This window comes from Flavobacterium sp., from assembly GCF_027483985.1.
Lineage (GTDB): Bacteria > Bacteroidota > Bacteroidia > Flavobacteriales > Flavobacteriaceae > Flavobacterium.
Genome location: NZ_JAIXTJ010000021.1, coordinates 47,425 through 70,020, shown reverse-complemented (window position 1 = coordinate 70,020; position 22,596 = coordinate 47,425). Strand labels below are relative to the sequence as shown.

Annotated in this window: 22 protein-coding genes; 12 read left to right on the top strand and 10 right to left on the bottom strand. The window is 30.9% G+C overall.

Annotation, left to right across the window (positions count from 1 at the left end):
* Window positions 1–16: 16 nt before the first annotated feature.
* Window positions 17–3,319 (bottom strand): leucine-rich repeat domain-containing protein, encoded by a 3,303-nt coding sequence (locus Q0050_RS05415; protein WP_298393091.1) that lies wholly within the window; start codon window positions 3,317–3,319, stop codon window positions 17–19.
* A 131-nt stretch (window positions 3,320–3,450) separates the two neighbouring features.
* Here Q0050_RS05415 and rlmD point away from each other — a divergent pair, with 131 nt between their 5' ends.
* The 3 genes from rlmD to Q0050_RS05400 all read left to right on the top strand — a co-directional run bounded on the left by rlmD (window position 3,451) and on the right by Q0050_RS05400 (window position 6,175).
* Window positions 3,451–4,869, top strand: coding sequence for a 23S rRNA (uracil(1939)-C(5))-methyltransferase RlmD (gene rlmD / locus Q0050_RS05410; RefSeq protein ID WP_298393089.1), 1,419 nt, complete (start codon window positions 3,451–3,453; stop codon window positions 4,867–4,869).
* 78 nt (window positions 4,870–4,947) lie between these two features.
* Window positions 4,948–5,451, top strand: coding sequence for a DUF6452 family protein (locus Q0050_RS05405; RefSeq protein WP_298393087.1), 504 nt, complete (start codon window positions 4,948–4,950; stop codon window positions 5,449–5,451).
* The gene (locus tag Q0050_RS05400) at window positions 5,423–6,175 is read left to right on the top strand and encodes a DUF6048 family protein (RefSeq protein ID WP_298393085.1); all 753 of its coding nucleotides are present in this window, start codon (window positions 5,423–5,425) and stop codon (window positions 6,173–6,175) included. The genes Q0050_RS05405 and Q0050_RS05400 overlap by 29 nt, the downstream gene beginning before the upstream one ends.
* Here the strand turns inward: Q0050_RS05400 and Q0050_RS05395 are convergent, their stop codons facing one another.
* The 3 genes from Q0050_RS05395 to Q0050_RS05385 all read right to left on the bottom strand — a co-directional run bounded on the left by Q0050_RS05395 (window position 6,176) and on the right by Q0050_RS05385 (window position 8,376).
* Complete coding sequence (locus tag Q0050_RS05395; RefSeq protein WP_298393083.1) at window positions 6,176–6,877, bottom strand: hypothetical protein; 702 nt, start codon at window positions 6,875–6,877, stop codon at window positions 6,176–6,178.
* Between the two features lie 4 nt (window positions 6,878–6,881).
* A complete protein-coding gene (locus tag Q0050_RS05390) occupies window positions 6,882–7,115 on the bottom strand; it encodes a hypothetical protein (protein ID WP_298393081.1) in 234 nt (77 codons plus the stop codon).
* 94 nt (window positions 7,116–7,209) lie between these two features.
* A complete protein-coding gene (locus tag Q0050_RS05385) occupies window positions 7,210–8,376 on the bottom strand; it encodes a THUMP domain-containing protein (protein ID WP_298393079.1) in 1,167 nt (388 codons plus the stop codon).
* Between the two features lie 133 nt (window positions 8,377–8,509).
* Between Q0050_RS05385 and Q0050_RS05380 the strand changes: the two genes are divergently transcribed.
* The 9 genes from Q0050_RS05380 (at window position 8,510) to Q0050_RS05340 (ending at window position 13,562) form a co-directional block, all read left to right on the top strand.
* Complete coding sequence (locus tag Q0050_RS05380; protein WP_298393077.1) at window positions 8,510–9,274, top strand: bifunctional 2-polyprenyl-6-hydroxyphenol methylase/3-demethylubiquinol 3-O-methyltransferase UbiG; 765 nt, start codon at window positions 8,510–8,512, stop codon at window positions 9,272–9,274.
* Window positions 9,274–9,942: a ZIP family metal transporter gene (locus Q0050_RS05375; protein WP_298393075.1), complete on the top strand. Its 669-nt coding sequence runs from the start codon at window positions 9,274–9,276 to the stop codon at window positions 9,940–9,942. The genes Q0050_RS05380 and Q0050_RS05375 overlap by 1 nt, the downstream gene beginning before the upstream one ends.
* Before the next feature lie 51 nt (window positions 9,943–9,993).
* Window positions 9,994–10,374, top strand: a complete 381-nt coding sequence (locus Q0050_RS05370) for a PH domain-containing protein (RefSeq protein WP_298393073.1) — start codon at window positions 9,994–9,996, stop codon at window positions 10,372–10,374.
* A 151-nt stretch (window positions 10,375–10,525) separates the two neighbouring features.
* Complete coding sequence (locus Q0050_RS05365; RefSeq protein WP_298393071.1) at window positions 10,526–10,756, top strand: hypothetical protein; 231 nt, start codon at window positions 10,526–10,528, stop codon at window positions 10,754–10,756.
* On the top strand, window positions 10,753–11,562 hold the full coding sequence (gene murQ, locus Q0050_RS05360) for an N-acetylmuramic acid 6-phosphate etherase (protein ID WP_298393069.1): 810 nt from the start codon (window positions 10,753–10,755) through the stop codon (window positions 11,560–11,562). Before Q0050_RS05365 ends, murQ begins: the two co-directional genes overlap by 4 nt.
* A gap of 23 nt (window positions 11,563–11,585) precedes the next feature.
* On the top strand, window positions 11,586–12,047 hold the full coding sequence (locus Q0050_RS05355) for a hypothetical protein (RefSeq protein WP_298393067.1): 462 nt from the start codon (window positions 11,586–11,588) through the stop codon (window positions 12,045–12,047).
* A 1-nt stretch (window position 12,048) separates the two neighbouring features.
* Complete coding sequence (locus tag Q0050_RS05350; protein ID WP_298393065.1) at window positions 12,049–12,273, top strand: DUF6095 family protein; 225 nt, start codon at window positions 12,049–12,051, stop codon at window positions 12,271–12,273.
* A 15-nt stretch (window positions 12,274–12,288) separates the two neighbouring features.
* Window positions 12,289–12,663 carry a DNA topoisomerase IV gene (locus tag Q0050_RS05345; RefSeq protein ID WP_298393063.1) on the top strand — a complete coding sequence of 125 codons (375 nt, stop codon included), beginning with the start codon at window positions 12,289–12,291 and terminating at the stop codon, window positions 12,661–12,663.
* 41 nt (window positions 12,664–12,704) lie between these two features.
* Window positions 12,705–13,562 carry a TerC family protein gene (locus Q0050_RS05340; protein WP_298393061.1) on the top strand — a complete coding sequence of 286 codons (858 nt, stop codon included), beginning with the start codon at window positions 12,705–12,707 and terminating at the stop codon, window positions 13,560–13,562.
* Between the two features lie 150 nt (window positions 13,563–13,712).
* Here Q0050_RS05340 and Q0050_RS05335 read toward each other — a convergent pair whose 3' ends face one another.
* From Q0050_RS05335 to Q0050_RS05310, 6 genes are all read right to left on the bottom strand, one after another.
* Complete coding sequence (locus Q0050_RS05335) at window positions 13,713–15,386, bottom strand: formate--tetrahydrofolate ligase (protein WP_298393059.1); 1,674 nt, start codon at window positions 15,384–15,386, stop codon at window positions 13,713–13,715.
* 109 nt (window positions 15,387–15,495) lie between these two features.
* Window positions 15,496–18,210, bottom strand: a complete 2,715-nt coding sequence (locus tag Q0050_RS05330; RefSeq protein WP_298393057.1) for a DNA gyrase/topoisomerase IV subunit A — start codon at window positions 18,208–18,210, stop codon at window positions 15,496–15,498.
* Between the two features lie 63 nt (window positions 18,211–18,273).
* Window positions 18,274–18,690: a hypothetical protein gene (locus tag Q0050_RS05325; protein WP_298393055.1), complete on the bottom strand. Its 417-nt coding sequence runs from the start codon at window positions 18,688–18,690 to the stop codon at window positions 18,274–18,276.
* A gap of 14 nt (window positions 18,691–18,704) precedes the next feature.
* A complete protein-coding gene (locus Q0050_RS05320) occupies window positions 18,705–19,820 on the bottom strand; it encodes a PDDEXK nuclease domain-containing protein (RefSeq protein ID WP_298393053.1) in 1,116 nt (371 codons plus the stop codon).
* A 10-nt stretch (window positions 19,821–19,830) separates the two neighbouring features.
* Entirely contained in the window at window positions 19,831–21,690 is a 1,860-nt protein-coding gene (locus Q0050_RS05315) for a DNA topoisomerase IV subunit B (protein ID WP_298393051.1), read from the bottom strand.
* Window positions 21,691–21,816: 126 nt separating this feature from the next.
* On the bottom strand, window positions 21,817–22,491 hold the full coding sequence (locus Q0050_RS05310; RefSeq protein ID WP_298393050.1) for a hypothetical protein: 675 nt from the start codon (window positions 22,489–22,491) through the stop codon (window positions 21,817–21,819).
* Window positions 22,492–22,596 lie beyond the last annotated feature (105 nt).

The window sequence follows — 22,596 nt, the reverse complement described above, 5'->3', positions numbered from 1 at the left end:
TGCTAGGTGTTTCATTTTATGACAAATTTTCAACAATATTTCTAACAATTTCTACATATGCATCTTCTTCATATTCCCACTTATTTAATGGTTTTAAAAACCTTCTTTCTTGTTGAGTTCCTTTATTCTCAATATCATACGGAACGAACTGTTTAGAAGTTAATTCATTCAATGTATTTGCATCTTGTAATGCTACAAAATCTTCATCTGTCAAGTTAGTTAATTTTTTAAATTTATCAAAATACTGCCAAGCAAAATTTTTGACCAAAACACAAATGACTTTTTTATTCGGATTATTTTTTATTTCTTCAAATGTTTTAAACACTTCCTCTCTTAAGATATAATCAGAAGTAATAAAATTTAAAGACATCATAAAAATTACAATTTCAGACTCTTTAAGCTCATTCTGTATTTGATCATGCCAATTTCCTGAAGTCATATCCTCACAACTCCATGGTTTCAATAATTGAAATTGAGTCAAAGGCTTTAAATTTTTTATTAATAAATCTTTATAATAGTGATCCTCATTTGAATAACTTATAAATACTTTCTTCATTGATTTAAGGTTTTTAATTGTAAAATTCTGAAATTTTGAAACTGCTATTTCCTTTTCATTAAATTTTTCTCCAAGACTGTTAAAGCTATATGTTCTAATTTTGGTTTCAGACAAATCAAAATCTTTTAAGTCTTTATAAAAAATAAAATTAATATCATCTTTACTCAAAAAAGTGTTTTCAGAAACGTAATCATCAAAATTATTATTCAAAAATCCATCTGAATTAAATCTTTTAGAAAATTTATTGTAAGATTTAACTATTTTTCTAAATAAATAAGTTTCTATAATATTCTTATAATTTGGATTTATATTTTTCTCAAAATGTGTGTATACTCGTACTTTCAATTCGGTGTAATCTAATTTTATTAAAACCTTAATATTTTGATTTTTATAAGAAATTTTAAAAAGTAATTGATCTCTCCATAAACGGCTAGAATCGAAAATATTTCCAAATTTGATTATTATTTGATTTATGAAACCAAAAGGAATATAGTCTTTATATTTTATCACAAATAATGGATTATCAAAGCCAAAAGTCATTAATGAATAATCCATCTCAGAATCACTTGATAAAGGCAAATAATTTGGTATTATATAATCTTCTTTTATTAAATCACCTATCTTATTTTTTAACAAATAAATAACTCTTTTAGCTAGTAAGAAGTCCTTAACATTTTCCTCAATTTTTTCTTCAAACACCTCTTTTTCAACAATACCTTTACAAATTAATTTATCTTCTAATATCTTATCATGAAAATATTTTGCCAATGCAACAGGCTTTAACCAAACTTTATCATTATACGTACAAATCATTCCTTGCAATTCTAACTGCTCTAGTTCAGTTTCAAATCGCTCTTCATTATTAACATTATAATATTTTTGAAGGTCTTTTTTTAAAACTGGAATATGAGTTTCTTCAGAATTTATAATATATTGAATTAAGTTGAAACTATTAATTGAAATCTTCCCTTTTTTATTTTTTTCAATCTGCTTTTTATCAATTATATAATCGATACTTTCCTTTAAATAATCTAAAGTCTTTAGTTTAAATTTTTCATGATATTGATTTTCACTTTCATTTTTCAACGAAACATAAAATTCTTCATTTATTTGATATTCATTTAAATATGAGTAACGATTATTATCAATTTCATCTGCTCTTGTTTGAACAATAATAACTTCACCCTCAAATTCATTTTTCAACCTTTGGCCCATCCAATACTTAACATCATAATTTATATTTCTTCTACCTTGACTATCACAAGAAATAAAATTTGAATTTGTACTATTATTCCATAAAAGTATTGTAGTTGAATTTATTGTTAAGAATGCATTATATATACCATGGTAGAAATCTTGTCCTCCAAAATCATAAACTATTGCTTTTGGTAAACTTTTGAATTTTAATGGATAATTCTCAATTTTTAAAATATGTGTAGAACTTGATTGAAAATCCAAATTACCATTTTGCAAGTAATTAAGCAATGATGATTTACCTGAGAAATGATTCCCTAATAGTAATATCTTTTCGGGTAATCTTAAACTAACTTGTTTGTCATTAAGTTTTTTTAGTTCATTCAAAATTACTTTAAATCCATTAGTATTGCTTTTATTAAAAATTATACTATGCCTGTCGAAACAAGGATTATCATCAGCAATGATATTTAAATTCTGAAACTCTTCAATAAATTCAAATTCAGAAATATCTTCAATTTCATTTCTACTAACATCTATAAAAGCTATTTTCTTTAATTTAGAAAAAAAACTTATATTTCGAATTTTGTTATCATGTAAGTGTAAATAAATTAAACCTTTTAAGTCTTTAATAAAAGTTACATCTGTTAAGTGACTATTATTTATTCTTAATTCACTTAAATTATTTAGAAATTTCAAGGGAGAATAATCTTCAATTGGATTTTCCCCTATGTTTAACAATTCAATGTTTAGGCCTTTTAAAAATGAAATGTTTTTAATCTGACATGCTCCTATATATAATTTTTTTAGTTTGACAAGAAATGGCAAAAAATTAAAGTTATTTATTTTATTTAATGATAAACATAAAACTTCAATATTTTTAAGATTTATTAAAACAGAAACATCTTCTAATTCATTGAAACTTATGTCAAGTTCAATCAAATTTTTTAAATCTAACAAAAAATCAATATTTTTTAATTTATTATTTTGCAAATGCAAAAATTTCAATTCTTTACATTTTGATATGCTTGTGTAATCTAAAATTTGATTTTGGGAAACTGAAAGATAAGTTAAGAAACTCATCTTATCTAAAAAAATTAAATCTTTAAAATTATTGTTTTCAATATTTAAATAAGTTAATTCTTTTAAATTAGATAAATCTGAAAGATGAGTTAAATTGTTACAACTTAAGTCTAAATATTTAAGAGTTAAAAAACTTATAAATATTGAAGGTAATCTTTTTAAATTAGCATATCTTATTTTAATACCAATTACGTTATTATTTTCATCAATTTGATAGCAATTTCTATTTTCATTTGTAAAATTTGAGGAGGAATCTAATTTAACTAATGTTAATTTCAATTCAGTTTCAAGTATTTGAATATTATTTGGTTTACTGTTTAATCCAAATTTATTTTGTAAGAGTTCAAACTCTTTATCTGAAATTTTTGAATTAGGGTTTGCTTCTATTAAAATTTCTTGAGATTTTAAATAATTGATTGCCGTCTCTAAAGAGATATTTAATTCCCTTAAAACTTTATTTATTCTAATAATTCTCTCTTCTTTCATAAACTACTAATTTCCCCAAATATACAAATTTCCAAAAGCCAACATTATTATAATTAACAAGAATTGCCGTGTAAATTATATTTTTTTCTTAAAGATTCTAATAAAACAAACCAATACATTATTTTTGCCTCATGGGAAAAAAGAAGACAGACAGAATTATATTTGAAAACGTTACCGTGCTTGATGCTGGTGCTAAAGGTGTTTCGGTAGCAAAAGCTCCAGAAGGACAAGTAATATTTATACCTAACGTTGTGCCTGGCGATGTGGTCGACGTGCAAACATTCAAGAAACGTAAATCGTATTTTGAAGGAAAAGCAATAAAATTTCACTCCTTTTCAGAAAATCGTGTCGAACCAGTTTGCGAACATTTTGGTGCTTGTGGCGGTTGTAAATGGCAAAATATGAAGTATGAACAACAGTTGTATTACAAAAATAACGAAGTTTTCAATAACCTAAAACGCATCGGTAAAATAGATTTACCAGATTTTGAACCGATTTTAGGTTCTGAAAAGCAATTTTTCTACAGAAATAAAATGGAATTCGGATTTTCAGATACACGTTGGTTAACCGAAAGTCAGATTCAATCGAGTGATGAAAATTTGAGTAAGCAAAATGCATTAGGCTTTCACGTTCCGAGAATGTGGGACAAGATTTTAGATATTTCTAAATGCCATTTACAAGAAGATCCGTCTAACGAAATTAGAAATTCAATAAAAGAATTTGCTAACAAAAATAATATGACTTTCTTCAATGCAAGAAATCACGAAGGATTGTTGCGTACTTTGATGATTAGAACGGCGTCGACTGGCGAAATTATGGTGTTGATTCAGTTTTTTGAAGATGACAAAGCCAATCGTGAGTTGTTGATGGATTTTATTCACGTGAAATTCCCACAAATTACCTCGTTGCAATATGTAATCAATAGCAAGGCTAACGATACACTTTACGACCAAGACATTATTTTATACAAAGGAAGAGATTATATTTTGGAAGAAATGGAAGGTTTGAAATTTAGCATCAACGCTAAATCATTCTACCAGACTAATTCTGATCAAGCGTATGAATTATATAAAATCACAAGAGATTTCGCTGGTTTGACTGGAAACGAAGTCGTTTTTGATTTATATACAGGAACTGGAACTATTGCGCAATTTGTTTCTAAGAAGGCGAAAAAAGTAATTGGTGTTGAAGCTGTTCCAGAAGCAATTGCCGATGCCAAAGAAAATGCTAAACGCAACGAAATTAGCAACTGTGAATTTTATGTTGGCGATATGAAAAATGTTTTTAACGATGATTTTATTGCGCAACACGGCAAACCAGATGTAATAATCACCGATCCACCAAGAGACGGAATGCATAAAGACGTTGTAGAAATGTTATTAAAAACTGGTGCTCCGAAAATTGTTTACGTAAGTTGTAACTCAGCTACGCAAGCAAGAGATTTGGCTTTGATGGATGAACTATATAAAGTTACACGTGTACGACCTGTAGATATGTTTCCGCAAACGCATCACGTTGAAAATGTTGTACTTTTGGAACTTAGAAAATAGTAATTAGTAAATAGTGATTAGTAATTAGTCCAAAACTATTACTAGTCACTATTTACTTATCACTAATCACTTAAAACTATGAAAAAAATATTTTTATTATTATTTGTGTATTCACTTTTAGGATGTGAGAAAGATGATATTTGTGATGCAAACACACCTACTACGCCTAGATTAATCATAGAATTCTATGATTTCACAGCTTCTACTGAAACTTTGAAGAATGTGAGTAATCTTGGAATCGTTTCTCCTCCTTTAACAGAAGGATTAGGTTTTTCGGCTGTGAATAAAATTCAAGTTCCATTAAAAACTAATGAAGAAACTACCACATTTAGTTTTATTCAAAACGGGACTGATACTGACTTAACCAATGATAATGAAGATGTTTTAGAATTTAATTACACAACAAGAGAAGTTTATGTTTCTCGTGCGTGTGGATTCAAAACACTGTTTACTCTAAAGCAAACCAATCCGATTGTTACTGCAGAGCCATTTAGTAGTCCGAGCTCTTGGATAAAAAATATCGTAATAGTAAAACCAAACCTTGAAAACGAAAATGAAGTACACGTTAAAATATTCTTTTAGTCTACTATTACTAATCGTTTCGTTTTTGGGAAATGCTCAAGAAGTAAAAACGATCGATTCTACCGGAGTAAAAAAAGACAGCATCAAACCCAAAACGGAACGTTATGGTTTGCGTGTTGGTGCTGATTTGTTTAAATTAACACGTTCGTTTTATGAAAAAGACTATCGTGGATTAGAATTGGTTGGTGATTTTAAGCTTACAAGAAAACATTATGTAGCAGCCGAAATTGGAACAGAAAACAAAACTGTTGACGACGACCGATTGAACTTTACTACTAAAGGTACTTATATAAAAGCTGGTTTTGATTTTAATGGTTACGAAAATTGGTTGGGAATGAACAATATGCTTTATGTTGGTATGCGCTATGGCTTTAGCTCGTTTAGTCAAACTTTAAATTCGTATTCAATTTATAATCCGAATCCTTATTTTGGTCAAGTTCCCGAAATTACTTCAGGTCAAAAATATAGCGGATTAACTGCGCAATGGATAGAAGTCGTTGCTGGTGCAAAAGTAGAGATGTTTAAAAACTTTTATATTGGAATGAGTGCGCGATTGAACTACTTAGTTTCCAATAAAAAACCAGACGGATTTGATAATCTGTACATTCCTGGTTTCAATAGAACTTATGACGGAAAATTTGGAGTTGGAATGAATTATACAGTTTCTTATTTCGTACCAATTTTCAAAACCATTGTGAAACCAAAGGAAAAAATCAAAAAATAATTACTCAATAATAGCTGCAATTCCTTTGTGATAAGCATCTTTTAGTTCTGTTTCATCCATAAAAACTGAAGTAGCTACACAATTCAAAGATTCGGAAAGTAAAAAGTGATCAATATTTTGAGGAATTTGCGCCGTAACTATTGAAAGGTTTATTTTCTTTGCTTGCAATTCAAAAATAGCTCGACTGTTTACTTGAGAAAGCTCTCGATTTTCAGAAACTATAAAAGAGGTATTTAAATCACCTGCAACAATCACATTTTGATAATTTCTGAAAGACTCAGAATCAATTAAAAAATGTAATAATTCTTTTTTTGCTACTGTTTTTTGATGCAAAATTCCCCAAGTGCCAATAATTGTACCGTAAACAGTTATTTCTTTTTCACCTATCAGAAAACTATGACAGACACTTGTGAAAGCATCTTGCACAACATTCTTTTTTATTGAAGGATATTTGCTGAAAATTGACGTTCTAAAAGCTTGCTTGCCTTTTAAGTAAGTTCCGTAATCTAAATTCTCATATTCTGAATTTAAAGGAAGTGCATTTGAATGATAAACAAAATAGTTGTCGGGCAAATAAAATGCATCACTATTTTCTGTTACAATTAAGAAATCGAAATCTTGTTGCTTGATTTTTTCTAAAATAAGATTCTGAGTGGTTTCTTTTTTTAAAAACCAATCGATGTTAATTGTACCAATTTTCACTAAACTAGTTGATTTCCTTTACACCTTTTACGAAAATTACTTTCATGAACAATTTGTCACCATCTTTGGTTTTGATAGCCTGAAATTTTGGCGCAAAAATAGTTGCAATCACAAAAGCTACGACTAAAACCATCAGTCCTTGTAAGTTTGTAAAAGCCGAAACTGCAACTTGTAAAGGTAAAAACAAAGCTGCAAAACTTAATAAATTGTAGATAAATGATTTTGTTTGCTTACTCATTCTTTTGTAATATGTTGTTGTGTAATGAATTGTTGTATATTGTATACTGTGCTTAAAATTTCAATTTGATAATTTACTGCAACTTTTTTGTTTCCTATTTGTCTTCTTCTACTTGAAACTTTGTTCTTTTGCTACCTTCATACATTTCGTACTTTACCAATCGTGCTTCTAAACTACCGTTAAAAAGTTTGATTTTTCTTGACGGTTTTAGTCCAACATATTTCAATGCTTCTAAATTGGCTGTAATGAACCAAGCATTTGTTCCGGGATAATTTTGTTTCATTGTATCACCCATTTCTCTGTAAAAACGTTCCAAATCAATATCCAAACGTTCACCATAAGGCGGATTGAAAACCATTTGTAATGGTCCAGAAGTTTCCTTTTTAGTATCAAAGAAATTTTGTTGTTCAATTTTTATATAATCGTCAAGATTAGCATTTTTAACATTGTCAATGGCTTTATTTACAGCACTTGGCGCTTTATCATATCCTTTTAATGTATAATGGAATTCGCGAGTGCGTTTCATCAAGGCATCAATAATTTGATCAAAAAGGTCGTTATCCCAATCGTTCCATTTTTCGAAGGCAAATTCTTTTCTATTGATATTAGCTGGAATATTACATGCAATCATTCCGGCTTCAATAAGAATCGTTCCCGAACCACACATTGGATCAAGAAAATCAGTTTTGCCTTCCCAACCAGCTAGTAATAGCATTCCTGCAGCAAGAACTTCATTAATTGGAGCAATATTAGTTGCCGTTCTATAACCTCGTTGGTGTAACGAATTTCCTGAGGTATCTAACGCTACCGAAACTTGATCTTTATCGATATGAATATTAATTCTTAAATCGGGAAATTCTTTATCAATGCTTGGACGAACGCCAGTTTTTTCACGAAATTGATCTACAATAGCATCTTTAGCTTTTTGAGAAACAAATTGTGAATGTTTAAAAAAATCAGAATGAATGGTTGTGTCAATAACAAAAGTCTGATTAGCATTTAGATAGGTACTCCAATCAATTCCTTGAATTCCTTTGTATAATAAAACATCGGATTTTGCTCTGAAATAATAAATGGGTTTTAAGATTTTTAAAGCAGTTCTTAACGACAAATTGGCTTTGTACATAAAACCTTTATCTCCTTTAAAACTTACCATTCTTGTTCCTATTTCAACATCTTGCGCACCTAAAACGCGTAATTCCTGAGCTAATATTTCTTCAAAACCAAAGAAGGTTTTGGCAACCATTTTAAAATTTTCCATTTTCAATATCAAAATTCAATTGCAATTTCAAAATTCAATTGCAATTTCAATAACTAACTAAATCCCAAACTTGGGATAACTTTTGCAAAAATACACTAAATTTGCACGCTAGGAATTTTATGAACAAGAATTAATGTCAATATTAGATAAACCCGAAACTCCAAACTCGAAACTTACAACTAATAATTGGTTCGTTTCATGGTTTGATACACCTTACTACCACATTTTATATAAAGACAGAAATTACCGTGAAGCGCAGGTTTTTATGGATAATTTGACACACTATCTAAATCTTCCTGAAAAAGCCAAAGTTTTGGACTTAGCTTGTGGCAAAGGACGTCATTCTATTTATCTAAATCAACTCGGATTTGATGTTTTAGGTGCCGATTTATCTGAAAACAGTATTGCAGAAGCAAGCAAAAATGCGAACGATACCTTGCATTTCGAAGTACACGATATGCGTGAAAAATTTGAAGATAAATTTGATGCTATTTTCAATCTTTTTACAAGTTTTGGTTATTTTGAAAACGATAACGATGATTTAAGAACATTAATTGCAATTAAAGAAAGTTTGACTGATTATGGTTTTGCTGTAATCGATTTTATGAATGTACATCAAGTCATCGCTAATTTAGTTCCCGAAGAAATTAAAACTGTTGATGGCATTGATTTTCATATTAAAAGATATGTTGCCGACAATCATATTATAAAAGAAATAGCATTTGAAGATCAAAACGAAAAATATCATTTTACCGAAAAAGTAAAAGCGTTAACTTTAGAAGATTTTCAAAAGATGATGGATGATGCTGGTATTTACCTTTTAGATACTTTTGGCGACTACAAATTGAAAAAATTTCACAAGAATACTAGCGAACGATTAATTATGATATTTAAATAATGAATTACTTATTGCCATTATTATCGGTTTTACTTGGTTTTTTTATCGCAATAGCACTAAAACCACGAGCTAAAAAAAATTTAAAATTACTACTAGCTTTTAGTGGTTCATTTTTACTTTCATTAACAGTAATTCATTTATTACCAGAAGTATATGAATCTCACAACCATAATGTTGGGATTTTTATTATGCTTGGTATTTTATTTCAAATAATATTAGAATTTTTTTCAAAAGGAGCTGAACACGGACACGTTCACGGACACGATAAAATGACTCAAATGCCTTGGCTTTTATTTATTAGCCTATGTATTCACGCTTTACTAGAAGGTTTTCCTGTTGGTCATCATCACGAATTAGCGCTCGGAATTGCGATACATCATTTACCGATTGCAATTATCTTAACCACATTTTTCTTAAATGCTGAGTTAAACAAAACCGCTTTGTTTCTTTTTATGCTAACATTTGCAGTAATGACACCGCTTGGAACACTTATTTCTGATATTTTTCCGAGCTTAGGTAACTATTATAATGAGATTACTGCGGTTGTTATCGGAATTTTATTCCACATTTCCTCAACCATCATTTTTGAAAGTAGTGAAGGACATAAATTCAATATAGCAAAAATCTCGATGATTATTTTAGGAGTTGTGTTAGCATATTTTATGTAATTCCGAACTTTTATTTTATATTTGAAGAACAAAAAATAAAATAAGATTACTATGGGATTATTTTCTGCTCTATTAGGCAATGCTGGTGCTGTAAATCAGGAGACTTTACAAAATGATTACGGAAAACTTTTAATTGAAGGTGAAATAATTGAATTGGGATTCAAACTGATAAGAGATACTTTTATTTTCACCAACAAACGACTTATTTTAGTTGAAAAACAAGGGATTACCGGAAGCAAAATTGAATACAAATCGATTATTTACAAGAGCATTTCTCGATTCAGTATTGAAACAGCAGGCACTTTTGACCTTGAGGCTGAACTAAAAATTTGGGTTTCAAGTGAGGTTAATCCAAGTATTGTAAAGCAATTTAATAAATCGGTAAATGTGTATGATGTTCAAAGTGTTTTAGCACATCACGTTTTAAAGTAGTACTATGCAGCTGTCTAAAAACATTCTATCATCAAAATTTAAGATTGTCTTTATTTTGATTATTATATGTTTTTCTTGCAAAAATGAAATAAAATTTAATAAAGTAGATTGGTTAAAGTCTAGTGATGGGTTTTATTTAAATAGAGATAAGATGATAAATGATTTAACTTTAAACCATAAATTAATTGGACTTTCTAAAATTGAACTAGTTGAATTATTGGGTGAACCAGAAAATTATTCTAACGTTGAACCAAATTCAATTTATTATAATATTGTTACAGATTATGGTTTTGATATTGATCCAGTTTATATTAAAAATTTGAAAATCGAATTTAATCAATCTAACCAAGTTAAAAGTTTTAAAATAGAAGAAACTAAATGAACTTCACCAAAACCACAGAGCAATCCTCCAAATACGAACATTTAGAAAAAATGTCGGTATCTGAATTGTTGACTAATATTAATAAGGAAGACAAAACCGTTCCGTTGGCAGTTGAAAAAGCTTTGCCCCAAATTGAAGCGTTAGTTTCAAAAGTTGTGGAAAAAATGAAACTTGGAGGACGACTTTTTTATATCGGCGCTGGAACATCCGGAAGATTAGGTATTGTTGATGCAAGTGAATGTCCACCAACATTTGGAGTTCCATTTGATTTAGTAAACGGAATTATAGCTGGTGGCGATAAAGCCATTAGAAAAGCAGTTGAAAATGCAGAAGACAATACAACTCAAGCATGGATAGATTTACAAGAACAAAATATCTCAACAAACGATGTGGTAATAGGAATTGCTGCGTCAGGAACAACACCTTATGTCATTGAAGGTCTAAAAAAATGCAATGATAATGATATAGTTACTGGCTGCATTACATGTAATGAAGGAAGTCCGTTAGCACTAACTGCAAATTTTCCAATTGTTGTTGTGGTTGGACCTGAATTCGTTACAGGAAGTTCACGAATGAAAGCAGGAACAGCTCAAAAGCTAGTTTTGAATATGATTTCAACAGCAACTATGATCCAACTCGGAAAAGTAAAAGGCAACAAAATGGTCGACATGCAATTGAGTAATGATAAATTAGTTGATCGAGGCGTAAAAATGATTATGAGCGAAATTCCTGTAAATTACGAAAAAGCAAGTGAATTACTAATGGAATTTGGAAGCGTTAGAAAAGCCGTTGAACACTGGAAATAAATAAATTTTAAAAAATAAAAACTATGAAAAAACTATTGTTAACATTCGCATTATTACTGTCTGTACTTTCTTTTGCTCAAGAAATCTCTTTAGAACGAGGCAAATATTATGTAAACGGAAGTCAAATTTCGACTAGAGAAACCAAACAATTATTGGCTTCTAATGCTGAAGCTTTGAGTAAATTCAAATCTGGACTTGGCAAAGAATCAGCTGGAGGTTTCTTAATTGGATTTGGTGGTGCTTTGGTCATTACCGATATAGTTGTAGGCCTAGTTTCTGATGTAAATTATCCAACTATCGCTACTTACATTGGAGCTGGAGCATTAATTGTAGCGATCCCAGTTTTAACTGGAAAGAACAAAAAAATTAAAGAAGGAATTGATTTGTACAATAATGGTCTAAAAAATCAAGGTGATACCAACTCCAATTTTGAAGTAAATTTAATCGGAAACCAACGAGGTTACGGCATACAAATTCGTTTTTAATATGTCAACTAATAAAGATTTATTAGCCAAAGGTGTCAAATATTTATTTGGTGCATTACCTTTAATGTTTATCGGACCAAGCATTATGTATAATGCCTTTATGAACAAACACACTAATTGGCATTATTTAATTTTAGTCATTGGCTGCTCCATTTGTATTACTTCGGTGTATTTAGCTTTCAAAGGAATAAAAACAATGACTGATGCACTTTTTAACGATAAATAATTATATTCCATTTATATGAAAACACTATTGCTTTTCTTAATATCTATACTTTTTCTTAGTTGCCAAAACAAATTAGAATGCCATCCAGAAGAATTTAAAACAGGTAAATTTGAATTTGTGCAAGAAGTTAATGGCAAAAAAGAAATCACAACTTTTGAACGAACCGATAAATTACAAATAGAAACCTATAAAGGAAGAACCGATACTGCATCAGTTCGTTGGGTAAGCGACTACGAATTTATTCTAAAAAAATTACATCCAAGAAATATGGCTGAACAAAAAGCAATTTCTATGCGATTCATTTCAACCGAAGGAAAAACCTATACTTTTGAATATTCTTTTGTTGGAGAATCAAAAAAACAAATAGGAACTGTAACAAAAATCAATTAATTCCGTAAAACCACTTTAACTTTAACTTTTTAAACTTACTAATGGAAGTATTATTTACCACAGATGCATTAATTGCACTTTTAACTTTAACATTTTTAGAAATCATTCTTGGTATTGACAACATTGTTTTCTTATCTATCGTTTCGGGAAAACTTCGTGAAGAAGATCAACCAAAAGCCAGAAGAATTGGATTATTATTAGCAATGGTATTTCGTATTATCTTACTTTTCGGAATCACTTGGGTTATGGGATTAAAAAAATCTTTTTATGATTTTGATTTCGGATTTTTCTCTGGTGGAATTTCTGGACAAAGTTTAATCATCTTTGGTGGAGGTTTATTTTTGTTATATAAATCGGTTTCAGAAATTCACCACAAATTAGAAGGTGAAGAAGAATCAACCAACGGAAAAGCAAGCAATAGCTTATCAGCTGCAATTTTACAAATCGCATTATTAAACATCGTTTTCTCTTTTGATAGTATCTTAACAGCAATTGGTTTAGTAAGTTCTGCCGAACCACCAAAAGGTTTTGGACCTGCTGGAGCAATCGAAATTATGATTTTAGCAATCGTACTTTCTATTGTTGTAATGTTAGCTTTTGCTGGACCAGTTTCTAAATTCGTAAACGAACATCCAACGATTCAAATTCTTGGACTTTCCTTCTTAATTCTTATTGGAGTTATGCTTTTAGCAGAAGGTTCGCATTTAGCAAATTTCAAATTTGGTAATGATGTTGAAGTTCATAGCATTCCAAAAGGATATTTATATTTTGCGATTTTCTTCTCACTTTTTGTAGAATTCCTAAATTTAAAAATGAAGAAAAGCAGCAAAAAACCTGTTCAATTAAACAACAGCAAAATCATAGACAAAAAATTAGAAGATAGCGATATTACTAATTAATTTTAGGAACGAATCGTTTGGGGTTTATCACAAAACCCTATTCCTGCTGTCCATTACAATAAAAAAATGCCTTGAAACAATCAAGGCATTTTTTATTTTCATTCCCATCAGGGTTAACTAGTATTTGTATTGATTATTTATTCAAAATTTCTAAGACAATCCTATTACCTTACCATCATTATCAATATCAATCCTTTCAGCATTTGGAACTGCTGGCAAACCAGGCATTCGCATAACATCTCCAAGTAACGGAACAATAAATCCGGCACCACTAGCGATTTCAAACTCACGAACCGTAATAGTAAAATCCGTCGGACGTCCAATTATCTTTTCATTGTCAGAAAAACTTGCAGGTGTTTTTGCCATACAAATTTGAAATTCATTAAAACCTAGATCATTAATCATCTTCAATTGTGATTTCGATTTTGGAGAAAACTCAACCGAACTTGCCCCATAAATTTCTTTCGCTATCGTATTTATTTTATGTTCAATTGAATCTTCTTTTTGATATAATGGTCTAAAATTTGCTTCATCTTTGTTGATTTCAGCAACTACTTTTTCAGCTAATTCAGCCGAACCTTTTCCGCCATCAACAAAAGCTGTGCTTACAATTGCAGTAACGCCTTTTGCTAAACACAATGCTTTCAATTTATCATATTCAGCTTGTGTATCATCAGGAAAAGCATTTACAGAAACCACAGGATTTATTCCAAACTTTTGAATATTTTCAATGTGCTTTTCTAAGTTGCAGAATCCTTTTTCAATTGCAGCCACATTTTCCGTTTTAAAATCTTCTGCATTCAAACCAGCGTGATGTTTAATTGCTCGAATCGTGACAACTAAAACCACAGCATCAGGTTTCAATCCGCTTTGTCCACATTTTATATGAAAGAATTTTTCAGCACCCAAATCGGCTCCAAATCCTGCTTCGGTAACTACATAATCGCCTAGAGAAAGTCCCATTTTAGTAGCAATCACTGTATTCGTACCTTGTGCAATACTTGCAAATGGTCCACCGTGAAGAATAGCTGGATTTCCTTCTAAAGTTTGTACTAAATTCGGTTTCAAAGCATCTTTTAGCAAAACTGCCATTGCTCCTACTACTTTCAAATCACGAGCAAAAATCGCTTTCCCTTCAAAAGTTTTTCCAACAAAAATATTTCCTAATCTAAATTTCAAATCTTCTAAATCTTTCGACAAACAAAGAATCGCCATCACTTCTGATGCTGGAGTAATGTTGAAACCATCTTCGCGCATCGTTCCGTTAGCTTTTGCTCCAACTCCAATAATTATTTGGCGAAGTGAACGATCATTCATATCCATAACACGTTTCCAAGCAATAGATTTTGGATCTAAATTCAAAGAAAACTTCGGATTTTGAAGATTATTATCAATTACTGCTGAAAGTAAATTATTAGCTTTTTCAATAGCCGAAAAATCACCTGTAAAATGCAAATTAATATCTTCCATTGGAACAACTTGAGCATATCCGCCACCAGCAGCGCCGCCTTTCAAACCAAAAACTGGTCCGAGTGAAGGTTCGCGCAAAACACCAATTGTTTTTTTTCCAATGTAGTTCAAACCGTCTGTTAGCCCAATAGTCATTGTGGTTTTTCCTTCACCATATTTAGTTGGCGACATCGCAGAAACCAAAATAAGTTTTCCTTTTGGATTTTCAGCTTGTAATTCTAAAGGCAATTTGGCTTTATACTTTCCGTAGTATTCTAAATCGTCTTCTTGAATATTTATTTTTTCGGCTATTTTTCTAATGTGTTGTAAAGTTGCATTTTGAGCAATCTCAATATCGGATAGAAATGTTGACATTATTTTTTTTTAGTAAAATTTGAAGTGAAATTAGTTGAGTTGTTTTGAAATAAAAATGATTTATCAAATAAAAAAACCTACAAGGCTTATGAAACCTTGCAGGTCGAGTTTATTCTAAAGACAACGTAATTTGTCCGTCGTCGTCTAATTCAGTTTGAATATCTTCGGAAGCACTTTCATCGCCTGAAATTTGCGTTTCTTCTGGAACTTCTTCCACTGGCTCTTCGTATGGTAACGATTCTAAAAGATTTACTTGTTTCAATTTATCAGTAGTCAATTGATTACCCAAAGCTTTGATTCCTTTTACTGCTATAAATTGCTCTAAATCAATGGTTTGATTGTCTTTTTGAACGCCTTTTACTTTCGCAAATACAATTTCCGCCACTGGACGCCAATCGGTTGAAACAATTTCTAATTGTGATTTTTCGTGTTCAGTAATGAAAACTTCTTCTTTATTTTCGTTTTCAACCAAGAATCGTTTAATGAAATAGCGCTCTTTTTCTCCATCATAATATATTGTAGAAATAGGTTTCTTCGGATTCCATTTTTCTAGCACAATCATATCTTCATCAAAATGCGTAGTCAGTTCTGGAATAATGGTTTTCAATTTTCCAGATTGATTGATGATTAACAAACGATCATTTGGTCGGAATTCGCCTAACAACTCGCCTCTTCCATCAACATTCAAACGCTGAACTGTATCATCAAACCAAACTTTTCTCGGACGTAAAGTTGAAATTCCTTTCTCCTTCAATTCAATTTTCTTGATTGGATATTTGGTAACTGTATTTCCACGAGAAGCACGACCTTTTATGGCAATGTCAGTGAAATCAACATCCCATTTTAGTTTTTTCACGCTTCCAACTTGACGCAATAATATCGTTACAACCTCAGCTTCACCATTTGGATTAGCAGAGAAATATAAAGTTTGTGAACCTGGTTTTTCTTGTGTTAAATCGTAAAATTTATCACGAGTAACACCTGAAACATTAAAACGTTTTATAAAAGTAGAACCATTTTTACCATCACGATAAATCATATTGTAAATGGTACGTTTGTCATTTTTGTCAAATACATCAATGTGTATGATATCTTTTCCTACGAATTTCTTGTCGTCAACTTTAGAAATCATCATTTTCCCATCGCGTAAGAAAACGATAACGTCATCAATATCAGAACAATCAGCAACGTACTCGTCTTTTTTCAAACCTGTTCCAAAGAAACCTTCTTCTTTGTTTACATATAATTTTGTATTTCTTAAAACCACTTTCGTAGCTTCGATATTTTCAAAACTTCTCAATTCCGTTTGACGTTCGCGACCTTTTCCGTATTTCTCTTTCAAACGAGCAAAATAATCAATGGCAAAATCAATTAGATTATCTAAATGATGTTGCACTTCTTTCATTTCGTCTTCCAATTTGGCAATAAAATCATCCGCTTTATCCGAGTCAAATCGCGTAATACGAATCATCGGAATTTGGGTTAATTTCTGCAAATCGTCATCTTCAATTTCACGTACAAATGATTTTTTGAAAGGCTCAAAACGATTGTACATATATTTATAAAGCGATTCTCTATCCGAATACAATTTGAAATCAATATACATTTCTTCACGAATGAAAATCTTTTCTAAAGTCGAGAAATGCCATTTGTTTTTAAGTTCTTCTAATTGAATTTCGAGCTCTTTCTTTAATAAATCAACCGTTCTTTCCGTCGAAATTTTCAACATATCAGAAACACCAATAAATAACGGTTTGTTATCTTCAATCACACAACCCAAAGGAGCAACAGAGGTTTCACAAGCCGTAAACGCATACAAAGCATCAATCGTTTTATCTGGAGAAACTCCTGGAAATAAGTGAATTAAAATCTCAACTTCGGCAGCTGTATTGTCTTCAATTTTCTTGATTTTGATTTTACCTTTTTCGTTAGCTTTCAAAATACTATCAATCAAAGTCGATGTATTGGTTGAAAACGGAATTTGAGTAATCACCAAAGTCTGTTTGTCCAATTGCGAAATTTTGGCACGAACACGAACACGTCCGCCACGCAAACCATCGTTATAATTGGAAACATCGGCAATTCCAGCAGTTTGAAAATCTGGATATAATGTAAAAGGTTTTCCTTTTAAAATTTTAATCGAAGCATCAATCAATTCGTTGAAATTGTGAGGCAAAACTTTAGTCGAAAGTCCAACCGCAATTCCTTCAGCACCTTGAGCCAAAAGCAAAGGAAACTTTACTGGAAGATTGTTCGGCTCGGCACGACGACCATCGTAAGAAACACCCCAATCGGTGATTTTTGGAGAATACAAAACTTCTAAAGCGAATTTAGATAAACGTGCCTCAATATATCTCGAAGCTGCAGCACTATCTCCTGTTAGAATATTTCCCCAGTTTCCCTGACAATCAATCAACAATTCTTTCTGACCAATTTGCACCATAGCATCTCCAATACTCGCATCACCGTGAGGATGATACTGCATCGTGTGTCCAACGACATTCGCAACTTTGTTGTAACGACCGTCATCCAACTCTTTCAATGAATGCATAATACGACGTTGCACTGGTTTGAAACCATCTTCAATCGCAGGTACGGCACGCTCAAGAATTACATAGGAAGCATAATCCAAAAACCAATCTTTATACATTCCTGTAACTTTGGTAATGGTGTCTTCTGGATTTTCGTCGTTTTCGTAAAAGTGATTTCCGCCTCTAGAAACTATGTCCTCAAAGCCTTCGTCAGCAATTTCGTCATTGGTTGAATCGTCTAACTCGTCGTTAGTTTCTTCTTCGTTAATGTTATCTTCTTCTTCGTCTTTCATATGAAGGTTTAAAAGTTTAAGGTTTAGAAGTTTAAAAGTTGTAGACTACTAAACTTAAATTTTTTAATTATTTTTTAATATCTCGTCTAAATCAACTCCTTTTTCTTGACAAAAGGTTGGTAAACTATCTAAATTTTTAGAAGTTCTACTTCCTCCACATTCTATACAAAATTCATAAAAGCCTACTTTTTTACCTTTTTTATAAAAATAAAAAATATCTCTTGGATTGTAACATTTCATCAAAGTACAATTATCATATTTTTTCGATAATAATTCAAATAAAACTTCAAAATTCTCTTTTAATATAATTTTTGAAGAAATAATTTTAGGTATAGTAGCATCTTTTGAAGTCATTTTTTGAATAAAATCATTTTCTTCAAAAGTGATATGTTCTATCTTATCCACATCATTAAAGAATGAATATTTGTAATTTGGCTTTACATCTTTACAAGAAATAAAACTTAAAACTAAAATAACCATTAAACACCTTATTATCATCCTTTTATCAGTTTTATTAAATCTTCTTTGCTTGGTAAAATTGTTTTGTATTTACTTGCGAAAATTTGCTCATTATTATCTGGTAGTGTGTATTCTACAACCAAATCACTTTTGTTTTGACATAGTACAATTCCGATGGTTTTGTTTTCTCCTTCCAATCGCATTTCTCTGTCATAATAATTGACATACATTTGCATTTGTCCTAAATCTTGATGTTTCAATTCGCCAATTTTTAAATCGATTAAAACAAAACTTTTTAAAACTCGATTGTAAAATACTAAATCAATATAGAAATGTTTATCATCAAATGTGATTCGTTTTTGACGTGCTACAAAGGCAAAACCTTCACCTAATTCTAATAGAAAATGTTCTAATTTATTGATTATTTCTTGTTCTAATTCAGATTCAGAATAATTGTTTAACTCTGGTAATCCTAAGAATTCTAAAATGTAAGGATCTTTTATAATGTCTTTTGGTTTTTCAATAATCTGACCTTCTTCTGATAATTTTAAAACACCTTCTTTATCTCTGCTTAAAGCCAATCGTGCATATAAAGCTGAATCATATTGACGTTTTAGTTCACGTACACTCCAATTGTGTTTCTCTGATTCAATTTCGTAGAAACTTCGTTCTTTTTCATCATCAATTCGCATTAGAAAAGTATAATGTGTCCAAGTCAATTTGAAAAACGAAATCAGTGTCTGCGTTTTTTGAGTTTCAAATTCCCCAGTCAGTGACTGGGGAATCTTAATATCTAAATTCCCAGTCACTGACTGGGGAATTTGAAAAGAAGCATTTACAATATCCAAAATCCTCATCAGTGACGACGAATTTGAATAAATCAAAAAAAACTTCCTCATATTTTCCAAATTAATCACAGAAAAACCTTTTCCAAACTCATTTGTCAATTGTTGAGAAAGTCCTTTTAGGATTTGCTTTCCGTATTCGGCGCGTTCTTTTCCGTTTTGTTCCTCTTCGACAATCATTCTTCCAATTTCGAAATACGTGTAGGTCATTGTTGAATTTACCGTACGCAAAACTTGTTGTTGTGCATTTTGCAATAACACAACGACTTGTTGGAATAACTCTTTATTTTGAAGTTCTTTTGACAAAATTCTAACTTTATTTCTCTACCAATTCCTTATCCAATTCCACTTTCAAATTATTGATAATGAACGTTTGCCTATCTGGTGTGTTTTTACCCATATAGAATTCTAACAAAGTTTCAATAGATGTAGCTTTATCTAACATCACAGGATCTAAACGGATGCTTTCTCCAATGAAATGTTTAAACTCATCAGGTGAAATTTCTCCTAATCCTTTGAATCGAGTAATTTCTGGTTTTGGTTTCAGTTTTTCTATGGCATCTCTTCGTTCTTCGTCTGAATAGCAATAGATGGTTTCTTTTTTGTTTCGCACACGGAATAATGGCGTTTGCAAAATATACAAATGTCCTTCTTTAATCATTTCAGGAAAAAACTGAAGGAAAAACGTAATCAATAACAAGCGAATGTGCATTCCATCGACATCGGCATCGGTGGCAATTACGATATTGTTGTAACGCAAATCTTCGATACTTTCTTCAATATCTAATGCAGCTTGAAGCAAATTGAACTCTTCGTTTTCGTAGACAATTTTCTTCGACATTCCATAAGAATTCAAAGGCTTACCACGTAAACTGAAAACGGCTTGTGTATTCACATCACGACTTTTGGTAATCGAACCCGAAGCCGAATCTCCTTCGGTAATAAAAAGCGTACTTTCTAAACTTCTTGGATTTTTAGCATCGGTTAAATGCACACGACAATCGCGCAATTTCTTATTGTGTAAACTTGCTTTTTTTGCTCTGTCTTTGGCTAATTTTCTAATTCCTGAAAGTTCTTTACGTTCGCGTTCGGCTTGTAAAATCTTGCGCAAAAGCAAATCGGCAACTTCCGGATTTTTATGTAAAAAATTATCTAATTTGGTTGTAATAAAATCGTGAATAAAAGTACGAACCGTCGGACCATTCGGACCAACATCGTTAGAACCCAATTTGGTTTTGGTTTGAGATTCGAAAACTGGCTCTTCTACTTTTATAGAAACCGCAGAAACGATGGATTTACGGATATCAGAAGCTTCAAAACCTTTGTTGTAATATTCACGGATGGTTTTTACAATGGCTTCACGAAATGCGTTTAAGTGCGTTCCACCTTGTGTTGTATTTTGTCCGTTTACGAACGAATGGTACTCTTCGGAATATTGTGATTTACTGTGCGTTAGCGCAATTTCGATATCATCACCTTCTAAGTGAATGATTGGATATTGCATATCTTCTTCCGTAATTGTTTCTTCTAATAAATCTTTTAATCCAAATTCTGAAAGGTATTTTTCACCGTTGTAATATATTGTTAATCCACGATTTAGATAACAATAATTTTTGAGCATTTTGATAATATACTCATTACGGTATTTATAATTTTTGAAAATAGCTTCGTCAGCAATGAAAGCCACTTTTGTACCTTTTCTTTTTGTGGTTTCGGTAACTTCTTCTTCTAATTTAAGATTTCCTTCCGAGAATTCGGCTGCTTTTTGTTGGTTGTCACGAACCGATTCTACACGGAAATAATTGGACAAAGCATTTACAGCTTTGGTACCAACTCCATTTAAACCAACCGATTTTTTAAAAGCTTTCGAATCATACTTTCCACCAGTATTCATCTTGGAAACTACGTCAACGACTTTTCCTAATGGAATTCCACGACCGTAATCACGAACGGTTACTAATTTATCTTTTATGGTTACTTCGATAACTTTTCCTGCACCCATAACGAATTCGTCGATGCAGTTGTCGATTACTTCTTTTAGTAAAATATAAATTCCGTCATCTGGAGACGAACCGTCACCGAGTTTCCCGATGTACATTCCGGGACGCATTCGGATGTGTTCTTTCCAATCGAGTGAGCGTATATTGTCTTCGTTATATTGTGTTTCTTGAGCCATTTTAAAATGTATCGATTTTCAGCTAATATAGTGCATTTCGAGCTGTTTTTAAAATGATATCTGTCAAAGTTATTAAGAATGTTTTTGACAATTTTAAGTAAGAAAATAGAGAAGAGATTTTGCAGATTATTTAGAAATCTTTCTGTATTCTTGGTCAAATCCGAATTTTTTCAATTTGAAAAACTGCGTAAATTCTCTTCTTTTTGGTGAAATTACAAAACTAGCAGAGTCAATCATTTTAGAATGAACTTTTGTAATAGAATCTATTCTTTTTAGATCATCATCAAAATATAATTGTTTGATAGTTAAAGCATTATTATTCAAACTTATCAATTTAACTTTCCAATAAATTGAATCTCTTTGATTTAGAACTAAAAATCCATTAATTCCTTTTGCTTTTTGCGTATCTGAAAGCTGAAAAATAGTATCAATATTTTTAGATAAAAATTCTATTGAATCTCCAACTTTTTTAGAATTATAAATTTCTTTTTCATCTTTTGAAATGTATTTACCATCGACTACATCAAAATATTCCTTTAAAGAATCTAATTGATTTTTATGAAATCTGAATTTATATTCTCTTTCTGAAAAAATCATATTATTTGTAATATTCAAAAAAAGTGAATCCTCAGACATATAAACTCCTTTAAATTTATTTGGAAAGGAACTCAACTCTGAATCGTTAATAGGTTGAGGCTTTTCAAAGTAAAAATTATTTCCATCAGGAATAGCTTCACTTGTAGATTGCTTACAAGAAAATATCAAAACAGGTAAAACGAATAAGAAAACTAATTTTTTCATTGGGAAGAGTTTTTTTTTTCAATCCAAATGTTGTGCCAAAAAAAAACCGCAAAATCTCTTTTGCGGCTAGTCTATTTTCTATATTCTATTATCTATTCTCTAAAA

Bases quoted from the DNA above. Each gene is read 5' to 3' on its own strand.
- Q0050_RS05415 (WP_298393091.1), bottom strand. From the start codon at position 3,319: ATGAAAGAAGAGAGAATTATTAGAATAAATAAAGTTTTAAGGGAATTA.
- rlmD (WP_298393089.1), top strand. From the start codon at position 3,451: ATGGGAAAAAAGAAGACAGACAGAATTATATTTGAAAACGTTACCGTG.
- Q0050_RS05405 (WP_298393087.1), top strand. From the start codon at position 4,948: ATGAAAAAAATATTTTTATTATTATTTGTGTATTCACTTTTAGGATGT.
- Q0050_RS05400 (WP_298393085.1), top strand. From the start codon at position 5,423: ATGAAGTACACGTTAAAATATTCTTTTAGTCTACTATTACTAATCGTT.
- Q0050_RS05390 (WP_298393081.1), bottom strand. From the start codon at position 7,115: ATGAGTAAGCAAACAAAATCATTTATCTACAATTTATTAAGTTTTGCA.
- Q0050_RS05385 (WP_298393079.1), bottom strand. From the start codon at position 8,376: ATGGAAAATTTTAAAATGGTTGCCAAAACCTTCTTTGGTTTTGAAGAA.
- Q0050_RS05380 (WP_298393077.1), top strand. From the start codon at position 8,510: ATGTCAATATTAGATAAACCCGAAACTCCAAACTCGAAACTTACAACT.
- Q0050_RS05375 (WP_298393075.1), top strand. From the start codon at position 9,274: ATGAATTACTTATTGCCATTATTATCGGTTTTACTTGGTTTTTTTATC.
- Q0050_RS05370 (WP_298393073.1), top strand. From the start codon at position 9,994: ATGGGATTATTTTCTGCTCTATTAGGCAATGCTGGTGCTGTAAATCAG.
- Q0050_RS05365 (WP_298393071.1), top strand. From the start codon at position 10,526: ATGATAAATGATTTAACTTTAAACCATAAATTAATTGGACTTTCTAAA.
- murQ (WP_298393069.1), top strand. From the start codon at position 10,753: ATGAACTTCACCAAAACCACAGAGCAATCCTCCAAATACGAACATTTA.
- Q0050_RS05355 (WP_298393067.1), top strand. From the start codon at position 11,586: ATGAAAAAACTATTGTTAACATTCGCATTATTACTGTCTGTACTTTCT.
- Q0050_RS05350 (WP_298393065.1), top strand. From the start codon at position 12,049: ATGTCAACTAATAAAGATTTATTAGCCAAAGGTGTCAAATATTTATTT.
- Q0050_RS05345 (WP_298393063.1), top strand. From the start codon at position 12,289: ATGAAAACACTATTGCTTTTCTTAATATCTATACTTTTTCTTAGTTGC.
- Q0050_RS05340 (WP_298393061.1), top strand. From the start codon at position 12,705: ATGGAAGTATTATTTACCACAGATGCATTAATTGCACTTTTAACTTTA.
- Q0050_RS05335 (WP_298393059.1), bottom strand. From the start codon at position 15,386: ATGTCAACATTTCTATCCGATATTGAGATTGCTCAAAATGCAACTTTA.
- Q0050_RS05330 (WP_298393057.1), bottom strand. From the start codon at position 18,210: ATGAAAGACGAAGAAGAAGATAACATTAACGAAGAAGAAACTAACGAC.
- Q0050_RS05325 (WP_298393055.1), bottom strand. From the start codon at position 18,690: ATGGTTATTTTAGTTTTAAGTTTTATTTCTTGTAAAGATGTAAAGCCA.
- Q0050_RS05315 (WP_298393051.1), bottom strand. From the start codon at position 21,690: ATGGCTCAAGAAACACAATATAACGAAGACAATATACGCTCACTCGAT.
- Q0050_RS05310 (WP_298393050.1), bottom strand. From the start codon at position 22,491: ATGAAAAAATTAGTTTTCTTATTCGTTTTACCTGTTTTGATATTTTCT.